Annotated in this window: 17 protein-coding genes; 8 read left to right on the plus strand and 9 right to left on the minus strand. The window is 67.8% G+C overall.

From position 1 onward, the window contains the following. The first annotated feature begins 12 nt into the window (after positions 1-12). From ACIBI9_RS59435 to ACIBI9_RS59450, 4 genes are all read left to right on the plus strand, one after another. A complete protein-coding gene (locus tag ACIBI9_RS59435) occupies positions 13-1,098 on the plus strand; it encodes a hypothetical protein (protein ID WP_397236601.1) in 1,086 nt (361 codons plus the stop codon). Beyond that, a complete protein-coding gene (locus tag ACIBI9_RS59440; RefSeq protein WP_397236603.1) occupies positions 1,083-1,598 on the plus strand; it encodes a hypothetical protein in 516 nt (171 codons plus the stop codon). The genes ACIBI9_RS59435 and ACIBI9_RS59440 overlap by 16 nt, the downstream gene beginning before the upstream one ends. Continuing rightward, positions 1,580-2,248, plus strand: a complete 669-nt coding sequence (locus ACIBI9_RS59445; RefSeq protein WP_397236605.1) for a hypothetical protein — start codon at positions 1,580-1,582, stop codon at positions 2,246-2,248. The genes ACIBI9_RS59440 and ACIBI9_RS59445 overlap by 19 nt, the downstream gene beginning before the upstream one ends. Before the next feature lie 86 nt (positions 2,249-2,334). Beyond that, complete coding sequence (locus ACIBI9_RS59450; protein ID WP_397236607.1) at positions 2,335-2,616, plus strand: hypothetical protein; 282 nt, start codon at positions 2,335-2,337, stop codon at positions 2,614-2,616. 355 nt (positions 2,617-2,971) lie between these two features. Here ACIBI9_RS59450 and xerC read toward each other — a convergent pair whose 3' ends face one another. Next, entirely contained in the window at positions 2,972-4,564 is a 1,593-nt protein-coding gene (xerC, locus tag ACIBI9_RS59455; protein WP_397236609.1) for a tyrosine recombinase XerC, read from the minus strand. Between the two features lie 1,435 nt (positions 4,565-5,999). Between xerC and ACIBI9_RS59460 the strand changes: the two genes are divergently transcribed. The 3 genes from ACIBI9_RS59460 (at position 6,000) to ACIBI9_RS59470 (ending at position 8,516) form a co-directional block, all read left to right on the plus strand. Beyond that, a complete protein-coding gene (locus tag ACIBI9_RS59460) occupies positions 6,000-6,194 on the plus strand; it encodes a hypothetical protein (protein ID WP_397236611.1) in 195 nt (64 codons plus the stop codon). A 12-nt stretch (positions 6,195-6,206) separates the two neighbouring features. Further along, entirely contained in the window at positions 6,207-7,052 is an 846-nt protein-coding gene (locus ACIBI9_RS59465; protein WP_397236613.1) for a theronine dehydrogenase, read from the plus strand. 63 nt (positions 7,053-7,115) lie between these two features. Beyond that, on the plus strand, positions 7,116-8,516 hold the full coding sequence (locus ACIBI9_RS59470; protein ID WP_397236615.1) for a sugar porter family MFS transporter: 1,401 nt from the start codon (positions 7,116-7,118) through the stop codon (positions 8,514-8,516). Positions 8,517-8,823: 307 nt separating this feature from the next. Here ACIBI9_RS59470 and ACIBI9_RS59475 read toward each other — a convergent pair whose 3' ends face one another. Next, positions 8,824-9,927, minus strand: a complete 1,104-nt coding sequence (locus tag ACIBI9_RS59475; protein ID WP_397236617.1) for an aromatic acid exporter family protein — start codon at positions 9,925-9,927, stop codon at positions 8,824-8,826. Between the two features lie 518 nt (positions 9,928-10,445). On the opposite strand from ACIBI9_RS59475, the gene ACIBI9_RS59480 reads away from it, so the two are divergent. Next, the gene (locus ACIBI9_RS59480; protein ID WP_397236619.1) at positions 10,446-11,309 is read left to right on the plus strand and encodes an SMP-30/gluconolactonase/LRE family protein; all 864 of its coding nucleotides are present in this window, start codon (positions 10,446-10,448) and stop codon (positions 11,307-11,309) included. A 102-nt stretch (positions 11,310-11,411) separates the two neighbouring features. On the opposite strand, the gene ACIBI9_RS59485 is transcribed toward ACIBI9_RS59480, so the two are convergent. The 7 genes from ACIBI9_RS59485 to trxA all read right to left on the minus strand — a co-directional run bounded on the left by ACIBI9_RS59485 (position 11,412) and on the right by trxA (position 16,146). Beyond that, positions 11,412-12,134: an NAD(P)/FAD-dependent oxidoreductase gene (locus tag ACIBI9_RS59485; protein ID WP_397236656.1), complete on the minus strand. Its 723-nt coding sequence runs from the start codon at positions 12,132-12,134 to the stop codon at positions 11,412-11,414. Then, positions 12,089-12,277: a hypothetical protein gene (locus ACIBI9_RS59490; protein ID WP_397236621.1), complete on the minus strand. Its 189-nt coding sequence runs from the start codon at positions 12,275-12,277 to the stop codon at positions 12,089-12,091. Before ACIBI9_RS59490 ends, ACIBI9_RS59485 begins: the two co-directional genes overlap by 46 nt. Positions 12,278-12,346: 69 nt before the next feature. Next, entirely contained in the window at positions 12,347-12,508 is a 162-nt protein-coding gene (locus ACIBI9_RS59495) for an FAD-dependent oxidoreductase (protein ID WP_397236623.1), read from the minus strand. Positions 12,509-12,605: 97 nt separating this feature from the next. Continuing rightward, the gene (htpX, locus tag ACIBI9_RS59500; protein ID WP_397236625.1) at positions 12,606-13,457 is read right to left on the minus strand and encodes a zinc metalloprotease HtpX; all 852 of its coding nucleotides are present in this window, start codon (positions 13,455-13,457) and stop codon (positions 12,606-12,608) included. Positions 13,458-13,598: 141 nt separating this feature from the next. Next, positions 13,599-14,048, minus strand: a complete 450-nt coding sequence (locus ACIBI9_RS59505; protein WP_397236627.1) for a DUF1931 family protein — start codon at positions 14,046-14,048, stop codon at positions 13,599-13,601. Between the two features lie 5 nt (positions 14,049-14,053). Then, positions 14,054-15,718 (minus strand): FAD-dependent oxidoreductase, encoded by a 1,665-nt coding sequence (locus ACIBI9_RS59510; RefSeq protein ID WP_397236629.1) that lies wholly within the window; start codon positions 15,716-15,718, stop codon positions 14,054-14,056. Further along, positions 15,715-16,146, minus strand: a complete 432-nt coding sequence (trxA, locus tag ACIBI9_RS59515) for a thioredoxin (RefSeq protein ID WP_192791799.1) — start codon at positions 16,144-16,146, stop codon at positions 15,715-15,717. The genes ACIBI9_RS59510 and trxA overlap by 4 nt, the downstream gene beginning before the upstream one ends.

A 16,146-nucleotide genomic window follows, 5' to 3' on the forward strand; every position in this document is an offset into this window, starting at 1 on the left:
GGGTCTCCCCAGGTGCCGCGCCAACGCCGACGACGCTCACCTCGCATCACACGTCGGCGGAACAGGACACGCAACACGAACATGAATCCGACATCGACCCCGGCGGCCTTCGGGATCTTCGACACCGCGCTCAACCTCGACACCGCCGTACGGGACAAGGCGATGCAGCGGCACCAGGAGATCACCGAAGTGCTCACAAGAGCGGGCATCGCCGCCTCCACCTTTCTGCAGGGCAGCTTCGCCCGCAAGACCATGCTCAAGCCGTTGAAGGACGTCGACATGGTCATCGTCTTGAGTGAAGAATTCCGTAAGGCATGGTTCGGCACAGGCAAGGGCGGGCCCGCAGCGGCGATGGCCCGGCTCCGCCGTGAAATTGAGAAGCACTGGCCGGATGCGCGCTTCGACGTTGACGACAAGCCCGCCCACGCCTTGCAGATCACCTTCCCCGACTGCATTTTCACCATCGACTTGGTCCCGGCCTTCGCCGACGCCAACGGCGGCGAAGACGTGTTCATCGCCGACCGTGAACTCGACCGCTGGGAGAGGTCCAACACCCGTACGCTGCGCCGGATAGTGGCTGACCGGAACAAGGCGACGGGCGGCGTGTTCGTTCACCAGGTGCGCATGGGCAAGTCGTTCAAGGGGGACAAGCCCGAACTGCAGGGCTTGTGCGGGCTGGTCATCGAGTCGCTCTGCTACGCCGCGATCACCAAGAAGATGGCGCACGCGGCCGCCATGGTGGCCTTCTTCGAGCACGCGGCCACCGCGGTGATGGGCAAGGTGATGGACCCCACCGGGGTCGACGACCTGGCCGAGGAATGGACGCCGTCCGACCGGACGACCTACAGCAAAGCCTTCGCGACGGCGGCGGCACGCGGCCGCGAGGCCCTCAGCCTGGCCGCTGACGGCGAGCACGAGGCCGCCATCGAGATCTGGCACTCGGTTTTCGGCGACCCGTTCCCGGCGCCGTCTGCGCAGACCTCCGCCCAGGCGCTGGCCGCGCTGACGGCAGGCAGCATCACCTCGACCGGCCGCGCCGTCTCCTCCCGGCGCGGGGCGCAGCCGAACAGACCGGCGAGGTCATGGCGTACTCGGTAACCGAGGCACTCATCGATCCTGCCGAGGCAGCTGAATACCTCCTCCGCCACGCCGACCTGTACGGCGTGGCGGAGGCCACCGGCCGCAGCGGTTGGCGGGGTGCCGCCCTGCTCGAACTGACCCTGATGCCCCTGCCCGCCCTCGCCCGCGACGGCTATCCGACCGAGCGCGTGCGGTTGGTGATCATTCCGCCCGGCGATCGCATCCACGTTTACCCGAGATCAAGCTCCAGACGCCGCTTCAAACACCGCAACGCCCAGCCCGCCGATCTGTGCCTGCAGTACAACCGAGACGATCCTGCACTGCGCTGGCTGCCCGAGGACGGCCTGGAGCCGCTCATCACCTTGATCCATCGGCACCTGATGCTCGAGGAGGCATGGCGGCGCACCAACGTCTGGCCGTGCGAAGATGCCCCACACGGTGACGGCGATGCCAAGCCCCACCGTATTCGCACGCCACAGATGCGGAGGGAACAACACCGATGGGTCCGACGCTGCTGATCACGCACTTAGCCCCCGGCCAGGCCACCGAGCAGTCAGCCTTACTCTCGGTCGGCCTGGCCATTCTCGGCTCAAGCGTACTCGCCGGAGTGCTCGGCACCCTCCTGGGTAACGCCAAGGCCAACGCCGCGATCCGGCGTGACCGTTACGCCCAGGTGATCCGCTGCCTCGTAGCCTGGGCCGAATACCCCTACCGAATCCGCCGACGAACCGATGACGAGCCCAGCACGCTGACGGCACTTGCCAACCACGGCCACAGCCTTCAAGAACAACTGGCCGAGTCCAAAGCCTGGGTCGCCGCCGAAAGCCAAGCCGTTAGTAAGGTCTTCGATTCCTGCCTCGTAGAGCTCAGCGCCCGCGTCTCACCCGCATGCGTAGCCGCTTGGCAAACACCACCCGTGACGACGGCCGCCGGCATGATTCTCGGTGATGCAGGCTCACAAGACGTTGACCAGATCGTCGCCCGGATGGAGATCGCGGTTATCTACCGATTCGGGTACCGCCGTCTCATGTGGAGACGATGGACGCTACGACGTCTCCGGCGACGAGGTTGCCTACAGAGTTCGGGAAAATCCGTAGTCGCCCATGAACCGCCGGCACGGGGCGATGCTGCTCGTACCGCGAGCGGTACAAACGTGTTGAATCCATGAACTGACAGACAATCCACCGGCCGGCACTGATGTTGCCGACAGCAGCCCCGGCGGATCGGCGACTACCGGCTGACCGGGTGCTGGGCGTGGGCGGGCAGAGCATCGTCTACCTGGGTGAGGCGCCCTCGGGCGAGCGGATGGTCGTCAAAACGCTGCACGCCCGGACGGCCGCCGAAACCGAGGCCCTGCAGCGGTTCCTGCGCAAGAGCGAGATCGCCCGGTCCGTGGCGGCGTTCTGCAAGGCGCGGGTCATCGACGCCGGGATCGCCGGCGGGGCGGCGTACCTGGTCAGCAAATACGTACGGGGGCCGTCCCTGGGCAAGCTGGTCACCCGGGAGGGACCGCGCACGGGCGGCGGCCGTTGTTGATCATGGCTGGCTCGGTGGTTGCTCTTGTGTACGGACCGTGTATCGCGATAGATCATTTAGATCGCCACCGTCAGTTCAGACCCCAGCGACGGTCACCAGAAGATCAAGCCAGACGGTCTGCATGGCGTCGCCGGTCAGTGCTGGTCTTATATGCGGTCAAACCTGTCCAAGTCGGCTTTTCTTGCCCACCAAGCCGCTCGTGTCCAACAAATAAAAGATTCGCTGCTTCTCACAGCGAACCTCTCGGCCCGTTCACAGCGCAGTCCCGGGATCGATTTACTGCACCGTCTACGCGATTGCCGGGACAAAGACGCAGGCCCGCCGGAGGATCGGCGGGCCTGCTGGGTGCGATGGTTCAGGTGGTGGCGTCGCCGATCTGGGGCGGCAGCGTGATCAGCCGGGCTACCTGAGCTCCCCCGGCTGCGGTGTTGACGAGGGCAGCGGTGGATTCCGCCGCAGCCCGGGCCACCTCCGGGTAGACGCTGGTGTAGGTGTCGCGGGTGAAGGTGGACGAGACGTGGCCGAGGGTCTCCTGCACGACCTTCAGGTCGACCCCGGCGGCGAGCATGAGTGAGGCGGCGCCATGGCGGAGGTCGTGCAGCCGCACCGGCGGCAGCCCCACTTGGAAGGCCAGCTGGTAGAAGTGGTCGCTGACCTGTTGTGGATGCAGCGGTCGGCCGAGCTCGTCGGTGAAGACGAACCCGCTGTCCGTCCATGCCTCGCCCGCGGCCAGCCGCTCGGCGGCTTGGCGCTTGCGGTGCGCGCGCAGCGCGGTGACGGTGTCCTCATCCAGGGCGATGGTGCGGTCGCTGGCCTCAGTCTTCGGTCTGCCCTGCACCGGCTCCCAGCCCAGTTGGGTGATCTGCCAGTGCACTCCTGCGGTCCCGGCGTTCAGGTCGACGTCCTTCCAGCGCAGCCCGACGGCCTCGCCCCGGCGCAGCCCACGCAAAGCGATCAACCTGTACAGGGCGGACAGCCGGTGCGTGGCCGCGTGGGCGAGGAAGGCGAAGGTGTGTGAGGGCGTCCACACCATCACCGGCGACGGTCGCGGCACGGACGCGTACACGTTGATCATGCGGGCGCGGCTGAGCCGGGCCCCGCGCCGCCGCTGCTCGACGTCGAGCCGGTGCTGCAGGTCGCGGTTCCAGGCGGCGACCCGTTCGTCGGTCCACACCAGTGCCTTGGGGCGTGCGGCGTCGGGGAGTTCGACGACTGCGGCGGGGTTGAAGTCGATCAGCCGGTCCTGCTTGATCGCGATGTTGAGTGCGTGCCGCAGGGTGGCGCGGATGCGGTGCATGGTGGCCGGGCCAACCGGCCGCCGGTACCGCACCTTGGCTCGCTCCTCGGGATCGCCGCTGGCGCGGGCGGTGGTGATGACGTCGTTGAACTCCTCGATCGCATCGAACATGCCCGCGACATCGGACACCCGTAGCCGGTCCAGCCGGATGTCGCCGAGGTAGGGGGTGAAGTACAGGCGGATGTGCGCCTCGTAGGAGCGGCGGGTGGTGGCGTCGATCTTCCGCTTGCGGCGCAGGAACTCGGCCATCCATTCGGCGACCGTGACGGTGGGGTTGAGGTCCTGATGAGTGCGGACCTTCCGCCGTACTTCTTCGATCGGCGGCAGCGCCTTGGTGTCCTTGAGCACCGACAGCATCAGCTCGGTGATCTTCCGCTGGATATGCGGGTCCTCATCCAGCGCCAGCAGCGCCCGGGCCTGCTCCAGCTCGGCCTCGACCTCCTCCAGCGTGGCAAAGCCCCGGCGGCGCAGCGGATTACGCCGCCTCCCATCGGCGTGCGCGGGCAACTCCAACTGGTAGGCCCACCGCCCGTGGGTGCTGCTCCACCGCTCCCCGCCGCCCGCGCGGCGCAGCTTCGGACAGGCCTTGCCCAGCCTCCTCCCCGTCGCATCGTCCCGGCAGGAACATGTCTTGAAGGTGGTTCCGTTCATCGTCGCTGTCGCGCCTTTCCGCTTGTTCGCTGACCTCGCGTCGCCGCTTGCTCGGCGCCGCACTTCCTGCGGCCCACCCCGCCCCGCCGCACCGAGCGCCGTAGATGCGGTACCGCCGAAGCGAAACGCCACCGGCGGCCGTGCTCACCGGGCCCATTGCCGCGCGGGTCACCGTCCGGCGGCCCCTGGGTGGGGTGTGCCGTGCCCCGGCCGGATGGTGGCCCCTGTCGGCCCGCACAGGCCCGTGGGCGGGCTGCAGCGGGACGGTCGGGGCACCGGTTGGCCGGGACGGTCGGTATCGACGCCCACCTTCACCGCCCGCGTCAAGCGATATCCGCTGGTCACATATCCCGGCGCACGCTCTGGCCGGGCGTGGGTGTGCTGGTGCATGTCTCGGTCGCAGGACGCCGGCCTCCCTCGGAGGGCCCCGCGCTGATCGCATGGCGGCAGCCCCGGCCGGCGCGGAAGGTATGGCATCGAGATTCGATGAAGTGGCTGGACTGTGCAGTCACCATCAGACGCCCCGATCTCGCGGGCGAATCATCCCTGTCACTTATCTAAATACCGGCTAGAAAGGCCGAGTCAGGACAACGCGATAGGCCAACTCTTGGTCAAACCGGCATCGGATTCCGAACCGAGCAGCCCGGGCAACCAACAGCAGCACACGATTTTAGATCGCGACATACACGGAAAAATCGCTGCAATCGCTACGTGCATCTATGTCCAGATTCGATACATTTGCGCTGGCACTTTCTGAACCCGTGCGACAGAACACGGCACACTCTGGCATGCGAAAATAAAGCTCCGGACTTTTAATCCGTAGGTTCCGGGTTCGAGCCCCGGGCGCCCTACCACCCTACACCCCACCTGACCTGCACTTTCTCGATTCTCGACCGCCTTCTGCAAGGTGAAGATGGCCGGGTTCATGCTCGTCACATGCTCTTCGGCACGCGTCCGGCACATCGGCGGGCCGATCACGAGAGCGAACTGTCCCGGTTTGCGCTGTCGGTTATCAGCCACCTCGGACCGAACCGTAAAGCCGGACCCAAGCGACACCCAACAGAAGAGCCTGATGGAAGGGCTGGTGGGCGGGACACTCCCGGCTTGACAGCAGACCCATCCAAGCACTGGTCAAGTCGCTTTCGGCCAAGTGCACATGCCTTCACAGCGGCTGCCGTTCCGACCGATCGACCCCGGCCGGCCAACCATGGACGTTCTGGATGGCTATGTCGTCCTGCCGAGCTGATGCCACACCTTCCCGGATCGCGGCCGCGACAACCTTGTCGACCGAGGGGTTGTGCCCCGTGGTGAAATCGCCTCGGCGCCCTGCGGCTGGGAGAAATGCGCCGCAAGGCGTTGATCACCGTGTCATGGCTGTCGCCTTACTATTCCCCTGAAGATCGGGGGTAAGGACCAGTCCCGGGGGTGATGCCAGATGCGTGCGCTGACGTTTGCGCCAGGCAAGAAGAGGACGCTGGAGGTTCAGGAGGTGCCCGATCCCAAGCCGGGCACGGGTGAGCTGCTCGTCCAAGGGCTGGCTCTGGGCATCTGCGGGACGGACAGGGAGCTGGCCTCTGCCGTGTACGGCTGGCCACCGCCGGGCAAGGACCGGATGGTCATCGGGCACTAGTCGCTGGGCCGGGTGCTGGAGGCACCGGCGGGCTCCGCATTCTCGCCTGGCGACCTGGTGGCGGGTGTCGTACGCCGCCCCGATCCGGTGCCGTGCGGGGCATGTCTGCACGGCGAGTTCGATATGTGCCGAAACGGCCGCTACACCGAGCGCGGCATCAAGGAGCTCGACGGGTACGGAAGCGAGCGCTGGACGGTCGAGGCCGGGTACGCCGTACGCCTGGATCCGTCGCTGGAGAGCGTCGGCATGCCGACCGAGCCCATGTCAGCGGTCGCCAAGGCGTGGGAGCAGATCGACCGGATAGGTGCGCGGGCCTGGTTCGAGCCGCACACGCTGCTGGTGACGGGAGCGGGGCCGATCGGGCTGCTGGCCGCGCTCATGGGGCGACAGCGGGGGCTCGAACTGCACGTGCTCGACCGGGCTCCTGATGGAGGGCTCAAGTCGAGACTGGTCTCCGACCTGGGCGGCACCTACCACTCGGGCACGTCCCTAGTGGATTTCCACCAGCACAAGCCCGACATCATCATCGAGTGCACCGGTGCGGGGAGGCTCGTCATCGAAGCCATGACGATGACTGCGGCGGCGGGCACTCTGTGCTTGTGCGGGCTCGCGCCCGGGGGGCGCGAGCATCGGGTGGACCCCGGGATGATCAACCGGGAGATCGTGCTGGAGAACGACGTGGTCTTCGGCACCGTGAACGCGAACCTACGCCATTTCAGGGCCGCGGCCACCGCCTTGGCCAAGGCCGATCGGGGGTGGCTCGAACGGATGATCATCCGGCGGGTGCCGCTGGACCACGCACTGGAGGCTCTCGAGCCTGGGGACGACGTCAAGGTCGTCATCGACCTCACCACATAGCGGAACTTTCCAAGTCGGCTACTGAGGGTGACCTTTGGGTAGGCCCCGTCAAGGGGAACTTTCATGATCACTAATCGAGTCCGTCAAGAGCGCCTGGGACATGTCGTGTTCATCGCGGCTGCCGCGGCCGCCGGCGGATTTCTGTTCGGGTACGACAGCGCCGTCGTCAACGGCGCGGTCGTCGGTATCCAGAACCGCTTCCGGGTGGGTCCGGTCGAGACCGGGGTCGTGGTGGCGATCGCGCTGCTGGGCTCGGCCGCGGGCGCCTGGACGGGCGGAAGGCTGGCCGACCGGCTGGGCCGTACGAGGTCCATGCAGGTGGCAGCGCTGCTGTTCATGATCAGCTCGATCGGGCAGATGCTGCCGTTCACGGTCTGGGATCTCGGCTTCTGGCGGGTGATCGCGGGCTTCGCAATCGGCATGGCGTCGATGCTCGCGCCTGCCTACATCGCCGAGGTGGCACCGCCCGCCTACCGCGGCCGGCTGGGCTCGTTCCAGCAGTTGGCCATCGTGCTCGGCATCGCCGTCTCGCAGCTCGTCAACTATGTGATCGCCAGCGTCGCCGGCGGCAACGTCAGCAACTACGTGGGGCCGCTGCAGGCCTGGCAGTGGATGCTGGGTGCCTGCGCGATCCCAGCCTTGCTGTATCTGCTGCTCGCACTGAAACTCCCCGAATCGCCGCGTTATCTGATCATGTCGGGCCGCACTCGGCAGGTGCGCGAGGTGCTGACTGAGATCGAGGGTGAAGACGTGGACCTCGACGAGCGCATCGCGGAGATCCAGCACGTGGTGCGCACCGAACGCGTGCCGGGGATGAAGGACCTGCGCGGCCCGGCGCTCGGGCTGTTGCCGATCGTCTGGATCGGCATCACTCTGTCGGCCTTCCAGCAGTTCGTCGGCATCAACGTGATCTTCTACTACTCGTCCGTGTTGTGGCAGTCGGTCGGCATCAACCAGAGCGACTCCCTGCTGATCAGCTTCTCCACCTCGATCATCAACATCATCGGCACGCTGATCGCGATGGCGCTGGTGGACAAGATCGGCCGCAAGCCACTGCTCATGATCGGCTCGGCGGGAATGACGATCGCGCTGGCCACCACCGCGTGGGCGTTCAGCGCGGCCAGGGTGACCGACGGCAGGGTCACGCTCCCGGACCCGCAGGGACCGATCGCGCTCGTCGCCGCCAACGCGTTCGTGCTGTTCTTCGCACTATCGTGGGGCGTGGTGGTCTGGGTGCTGCTCGGCGAGATGTTCCCCAATCGCATCCGCGCCGCCGCCCTGGGCGTCGCCGCCGCGGCCCAGTGGCTGGCCAACTGGCTGATCTCGGTCTCGTTCCCGGCGCTCGCCGCGTGGAATCTGCCGATCACCTACGGCGGGTACGCCGTCATGGCGCTGCTGTCGTTCATCTTCGTCGCCAGATGGATCAGGGAGACCAAGGGCCGCAAGCTGGAGGAAATGGGCTGACCCGGCCGTGCTGCCCCGCCGACGCGGGCACCACGAGGCCTAGGTGTGACGACTGGGGACCTCATTCCTGGCGTGACAAGTGGGACGTTCCGAGCGCGCTTTGGCGCACGCGGTGATCCACTCTGCCTGCCGCCTTACGTCGAGGCGCGTTCCATCCTCGTAGACGATGGCTGGCGAGGAGCAGCCGAGCGCCTGTTTCCCTGCCTTCTGGACGCTGCCCGGCACGCGAACGTGCCGGGCGCCATCTGCACCATCAGTGCCGCCAGCAGCGACAACACCCCCGGTGAACCTGCTGGACGGCGGAAGGTCAGTGTCGCCGACGTGACGAGAGCCGGGCTGCTTGGTCACGGGCGCGTGGAGGGATGGCCTCGCGATGTGGCCCGTCGTCGGGATCGACCTCATGCCGCAGTTGGACGCAGTCGTCGAGCAGCGCACCGTACAACGTCCAGAGGGGTGAATGCGGATCGACCTCTGCCATCTGCTTGCGGGCAGCGCGTTCGAGGCGCTCGCCTTCCGCTACGGCGGCGCGCAGGCGGATCAGGTCCTCGCCGCTGCCAGGGGCGACCAGCAGCCGCTCGAAACAGGCGTAAGTTTTCCCGATCGCATCCAGCAGGTCGGCGAAGACCCGGGGAAAGCTGCTGGTCTCGCGCTGTCCTGGGAGGCCGCGAACCCCGGCAGCCAGGTCGGCGAGGGCACGGGCGACGCCGCGCAGTTGAAGGCAGGCGTGCTCCAGGCATAGGACAGCCTGCATGATGCGGCGCAGGCGCTGGCGGGTTCGCGCTCGACGCAGGGTGAAACGCAGGGACTCAGCGGCTCGTTCAGCGCTCTCGTGGGCCGAACGCAGCCTGACAGACATGCGTCTGGCGCGGGCCAGCCATTTCTGCGCCTGCTGCGCGGTCCAAGATTGCCTGACGCCTTCGGCCAGCTCGGAGCAAAGGTCGGCGAGATCATCGGCCAGGTCGGCCAGGTCCTTAGCGGCCCGGCCCACGTGACGGGGCGGGATCATCAGTATGAGCGTGGCTCCGACGAGCGCGCCGATGACGATGTCGAGCAGCCGCTCAATGCCGTACTCGCGGCCCAGGGCGAACACGAGTAGGGCGGTGATGGGCGCCTGTGTATTCTGCCACGGTATGCCGACGGTTCTGCTGACCACCAGCGCGACCGTGACCAGGACGGCCATGGTGGCGGCGTTGGTGCCGAACACCTGCACGAAGCCGATTGCAGCCGCCAGTCCGACCAGCACCGCGATGGTCTGCTGGATGGCCTGGACCACGGTGCTGTAGGCGGTCGCCGTCACCGAAAGCAGCACGCCGGTGGGAGCGAGCACCGGCTGAGGTGAGCCGATCAGTTCGGTGGAGATCCACCAAGCCACCAGGCACCCGACGGTGACCGTCACCGTCGGGATCAGCAACTGCCTCTCACGCCGCACCCAGCGGCGTAGCCCACGCCGCCGCCATTGACCCGAGCCGGGGACTCGGTCACCCCACCTGTCCAGCCATCGCCTCGCGGCGGAAAATGCCATCACCGCACCCCCAGACGTGGTGCCCCGCCTGGCGGCTTCCGGTCGTCTTTCACCTCCTACCGTGAGGCTGCCCGCGTTGGATAGCGGGCGCTCCGTTCTCGAGCAGCATTTTGCCCTAAGCAGGCCCTTCGAGGACACGGCGGTGGATCGAGCGCCGACGTCGCTGACCGGCATGAGGCCCTCTCAGCGTCCATCCGGTAAGCGCCGCCATCCCGCATCCAACCGCGCCCCTTACCCATCTGGCAGATGCACAGGGCAGGTCGTCGATCTCCATGGTGGACTTCGCGATGGCATAGGTGAACGAGGCTGAGCTGCCGCGACACCGCTTGGCGAGGTTCGTGGTCTGCTACGACAGTTCTGGCAGCATGAGCGGCACGTGTCCCGTGAGACTTGTCAAGGAGATCGGCATGACCATCGCCTCGTACCCCGTGACCGACCCCGTCGCCGAGCATGGGGAAGGGCCCGTCTGGTTTGGCCGGTGGGGCGGGCTGCGGTGGGTCGACATGCTGGCCGGCGACGTCCTGATGCTGGACCCCGACGGCAACGTACGCCGCCGCCATGTGGCAAAGGTCGCCGCCGTCGTACGGCCGCGCGTGTCGGGCGGCTACGTGGTCGCGGCCGAACGCGAGCTGCTGCTGGCCGACTCCGATGACCTGGACGCCCCGCTGCACTCGCTCGGCGGGGCGTGGACCGACCCCGCGATCCGGATGAACGACGGCGGTTGCGATCCCGACGGCCGCTTCTACATTGGCACCATGGCCTACGACGAGAGTCCCGGACGCGGCTCGTTCTACGTGGCCGAACCTGATGGGACGCTGCGGGTGGTCCTGCCCGAGGTGACGATCTCCAACGGCTTCGACTTCAGCCCGGACGGCTCCCTCGCCTACTACACCGACACCGCGACCGGGCGCGTGGACGTATTCGACTACGATCCGGAGGGCGGGCTCAGCGGGCGCCGCCCATTCGTGTTCATCGACCCGGAGGTTGGGGCTCCGGACGGGCTGACAGTCGACGACGAGGGCGGGGTGTGGGTGGCGCTGTGGCAGGGAGCAGCTGTCCACCGCTACGATGTCGGCGGCCGCCTCGACGCGGTCGTCGGCCTGCCGGTGCGCAAGGTCACCGCGGTAGCCTTCGGCGGCGAGAATCTGGACCGCCTGTTCATCACCACCTCCGCGCGGGACGTGGACCGCGCCGAGCAGCCGGAGGCGGGTTCCCTCTTCGCCGCCGACCCCGGTGTGACGGGCCGCCCGGTCCTGCCGACAACACTTTGACTGGGTGCTCTATCGCCCTGGCCGAACACGCCCGCCTGGCCCTGCTTCCGCTGTGGCGCGACGGTCTCCAAGCTGGTGGCCTGGCCGCCTTGTCGGCGGCGTTCACTGGCTGACGCTGGTGGCGGCGTTGCGCGGCCCGGCGTACCGCCAGAAGAAGTTGACCAGCACGGTGCTCCGGTTGCGCCCGCCCAGCAGGTACGCCACATGGATGAAGATCCATATCAGCCACGCCGGCCACCCACGCATGGTCAATCCGTTGGACAGCTGCAATACGGCTTCGGCCCGGCCGACGGTCGCCATGATTCCCGGATCCCAGTACGCGAACGGTCGCGGCGGCTGTCCCTGAGCCGCCGCCAGGATCTGCTTGCCCACGTGCTCTCCCATCTGGATCGTCGGCTGAGCGAGCTGCGGCAGCGGCTTGGGCGGCCCAGCCAGGTCGCCGGCCACGAAGATCTCCGGATGCTTCGGCAGGGGCAAAGCCTCGGTAACCCTGATCCTGCCACCCTTGGTCTGCGGCAGCCCCCATTCCGCCACGTAGGCGGGCGCAGTCACGCCGAACGCCCACACGGTCACGTCGCTCGGCACGTGCGTCCCGTTGACGATCCCCACCGCATTCAATTCCACCGACGCCACTGTGGCGCCCAGCCGCAACCGCACCCTTCGCTTACGCAGCGCGGCCGCCGCCGCATTTCGCAGCCGCGGCTTGTACGGCGCCAGCACGAAGTCGAAGCGTTCCACGAGCGTCACGCTCGTCTGGTCGGGACGAATCTCGGGATGCGTCAGCGGCAGCGTGCGCCGCCGCAGCTCGGCCAGCGTCCCGGCAATCTCGACCCCGGTCGAACCCCGCCCACCACCACGACGTGGACGCTGTCGCGCCGGGCCGCCGCCTCGTCCTCCAGACTGTGCTGGAGCCGCTGCCGCAACGCTCCCGCGTCGTCGTCCAACGTGCTTCCGCCATCCAGTTCCACGCGCCGCTTCTCGGGCAGCACCCTACTTAGCGGCGTAGGTCCTGATGGGGTATGACACGTCGGACATGCTCATCCCGGCCGTAGCCACCTGGTAGAGCAGGGGGGTTGGAAGGTCGAGTACGGGTTGTGGTCGATCAGCGTGACCAGCGCGCCCGCCTTGGCCAGCGTTCGCACTGCGGCCAGCCCGGCGAAACCCGCCCCCACGACCACAACGCGAATTCTTTGTCTCATGACCATCTCCTCCCCTCGACGTATGAGTCCAGCGCACGCTCGCTGTCGCTGGCCTTGCCCTCACACTGAGGAATTACCCGCCGGCCCCGAGCCCCGATCAGCGGCGGTAACCGGCCATGGCCTCCAGCCGTGCGATCCGGTCGGCGATCGGTGGGTGGGTGGAGAAGAGCCTCCCGATGCCCCCGCCACGGAACGGGTTGGCGATCATGAGGTGCGAGGTTGAGGAGAGCCGGCCGGTCTCCGGCAACGGCAGTTGCCGAGTGCCGGCATCGATCTTCCGTAGCGCACTGGCCAGGCCGATCGGGTCACGGGTCAGCCGGGCGCCGGACTCGTCGGCCTGATACTCCCGCGCCCGGGAGATGGCCATCTGGATCATCGCGGCCGCCACCGGCCCGAGAACCATCATCAGGAGGGTCCCGAGGAAGCCTGGACCCTCGTCATCGTCTCCCCCGCCGAAGAACCCGGCCAGGTAGGCCAGGTAGGTGACCATCGTGGCCAGGGCCCCCGCCACGGAGGAGATCAGAATGTCGCGGTTGTAGACGTGCGACAGTTCGTGCCCGAGGACCGCGCGCAGCTCGCGTTCGTTCAGCAACTGGGTGATCCCATGGGTCACACAGACCGCGGCATGACGCGGATTGCGCCCAGTGGCGAACGCGTTCGGCTGCAGAACCGGCGAAACGTACAGCCGGGGCATGGGCTGGTGCGCCTCCTCCGACAGTTCGCGGACCATCTGGTGCAGCGCGGGCCAGTCACCGGGGTCGACAGGCTGGGCATGCATCGCCGACAGCGCGATCTTGTCGGAGAAGAAGTAGGCGACGCCGTTGCTGATGAGCGCGACCAGGACGGCGATCTGGATTCCGGTGCTGCCACCGAGCCACCACCCCACCAGGATGATCAGAGCGGACAGGGCGCCGAGCAGCACCGCGGTACGCAAGCCGTTGTGACGCATGGCATCCTCCTTTCTCGAACACAACTACTTCGTCACGTTCGAGCTCATCGTCCCCGTGGGGTGGGCCAGGCCTGCCTGTGCCCGAGCAGCCACCTTCCGATCGCGTGGCGAGCAGAGGCACCAGCAACGCGCCGAATCCCGTCATAGCAGTAGGTCGAAGACACGGATTGTGCGTGTCCACTCCTTGCTCGCCGGGTTCTTGCGGTCAGGCTCTATGGCTCTGATCGCCCTGGCGAGCGCCACGGAGAGCCCACCCGCCACGGCCGGTAGCCGGGCCTCGGCTTCTTCGCTGAGCGACAGATCCAGCGGAGGCAGCGCCGCGAGGTCCGCCAGGATCGATGCCAGGTCCAGTTCCTCGTCCAGGTCCCGGAAGTCGTGCATGCTCTCCTGCAGTCCTTTGGTGATGGGCAGGTCCCAGGGCTGGATGATGTCGCGCCGGTTCGACTTCGCGGCGGCCTCGGCGACGACGAGCATGTCGTACAACTTCCGGTTGATGAAGTCGCTGTATCGCTTGAGGTCAGACTTGTCCACGTCTAGTCCTGCGGCGGCACGGAAGAAGTGCTCGAACCTGGAAACCGCGATCACTGGCATCTGGATCACCGTCCTTGCTGTCGATGCCCTGTCATGGTGAACCTTTCGTGCAGCAGGCGTACGGCCATCGCACCCTCCCCCACCGCGGACGCGACGCGTTTGACCGACCCGCTGCGAACGTCCCCTACGGCGAACACGCCCGGCCGCCCGGCCTCCAGGGGAAGGGCCTCCCAGTGCGACGAGCCGTTTCCCGTGATGACGAAGCCCCGGTCGTCCAGCGCGACGGCGCCCGCCAGCCAGCCGGTGTGCGGATCCGCGCCGATGAACACGAACATCGCGTTGGTCTCGATCTCGATGAACTGCCCCGTCTGGTTGTTCTGGGCGCGGACGGCCCGCAGGGAGCTGTCGCCGAGGAGTTCGCGCACCTCGGTATGGAACATGATCTCGATGCCGGGCGTCCGGCCGATCGCGTCGGCGAGGTAGCGGGACATGCTCTCGCTGAGGTCGCCGCCGCGGACGAGCATGCGCACCGACGAGGCATTCCTGGCCAGGTACAGTGCCGCCTGGCCCGCGGAGTTGCCGCCGCCGACGATGACTACCGGCGCCTGCCGGCACATGCGCAGCTCGAACGGCGTCGCCGCGTAGTAGACGCCGCAGCCTTCGTACTTCTCCAGGTCGGGAACGTCGAGTTTGCGGTAGCGGGCGCCGGTGGCGATGAGCACGGCGTGGCCCCGCACGGCCGGCCCGCCCTCGACGAGCACGCTGTAGTGGCCGTCGTCGGCCTCCAGCCCGCTCGCCTCGGCCGGTACGGTCAGCCGGGCCCCGAACTTGGCCGCCTGGATGACGGCCCGCTCGGCGAGCTCGGCGCCCGAGATGCCCGACGGGAAGCCGAGGTAGTTGTCGATACGGGAGGAGGTGCTCGCCTGGCCGCCCGCGGCGACCGCGTCGAGCACGACCGTGGTCAGGCCCTCCGAGGCCCCGTACACGCTCGCGGCCAGGCCGGCGGGGCCCGCGCCCACGACGATCAGGTCGCACACGCCGTCGGCCGGCCGGGGCGCCGGCAGGCCGATGGTCTTCGCCAGCGTGGCGACGGACGGGTTGCGCAGCACCTGGTCTCCGCGCCAGATCACGACCGGGGTCTCCTGCGGGGAGATGCCGAGGTGGTGGAGGAGCGCATCCGTCTCCTCATCCTCCTCCAGGTCGATCCATCGGTGCGGGAGCCTGTTGCGGGCGGCGAACTCGCGCAACCGGCGGGCGTCGGGAGAATAGCGGGAGCCGATGATGCGGAACCCGGCGTCCATCCCGATCAGCATGGTGCGGCGGGTCAGGTAGGCCCGCAGGACGAGGTCTCCGAACGCCGGGTCACCGGCCACCATCGTGCGCACCTGGTCGGCCGGAACAGCCAGGATCTCGCCGGGCTCCCGCACGACGGCGGTCAGGAACCCGGCCTGGCCGGTGAGGAGGCCGAGCTCGCCGAGAAAGCGTCCGGGGCCGTGGACGGCGATCGTCCGCTCCTCCTCGCCGCCGTACCCCTCGACCGTGGCCACCTTGCCCCGCAGGATCACGATGAACTCCGGGGCCGGCTCACCCTCCCGGTAGAGCACGTCGCCGGGCGACACGGTTCTGCGCTCGCCGCATTTCGACAGCTCGGCGACGCGCCGCTCGTCCAGACGGGGATAGGCCCCATGCAGGTCCGGTGTCTCGGACAGGGAGGCCGCCGACTCCATCATGACGGTGTCCTCAACGTCCCCTCGACCCATTCGCGGAGCTGGGCCGGCGGGGCCCCGCCCGCGCGTTGTGCCACGACGCGGCCTTCGTTGAGCATCATGAGCGTCGGCACGGCCGTGATCGTGAACCGCTGCGAGAGGGCCGGGGCCCGGTCCACATCGACCTTGACGAGCTTCACCCGTCCGGCCATCTCGTGGGCGAGTTGTTCGAGGGCGGGCGTGACCGCCCGGCACGGCGCGCACCACTGCGCCCAGAAGTCGACGAGGACGGGGAGGTGCACCCGTTCCGCGACCTCCGCGAAGGTGTCGTCGCCGGCGTCGGCGATCCACGGCAGCGGCTGGTGACAGTTCCCGCAGCGGGGCCGGCCCTCGGCCGCGGCCGGAACCCTGTTCTGCCTCCCGCAGTTCACGCAGGTCACGACGGTGTGCAT

It is taken from the genome of Nonomuraea sp. NPDC050451 (assembly GCF_044458585.1).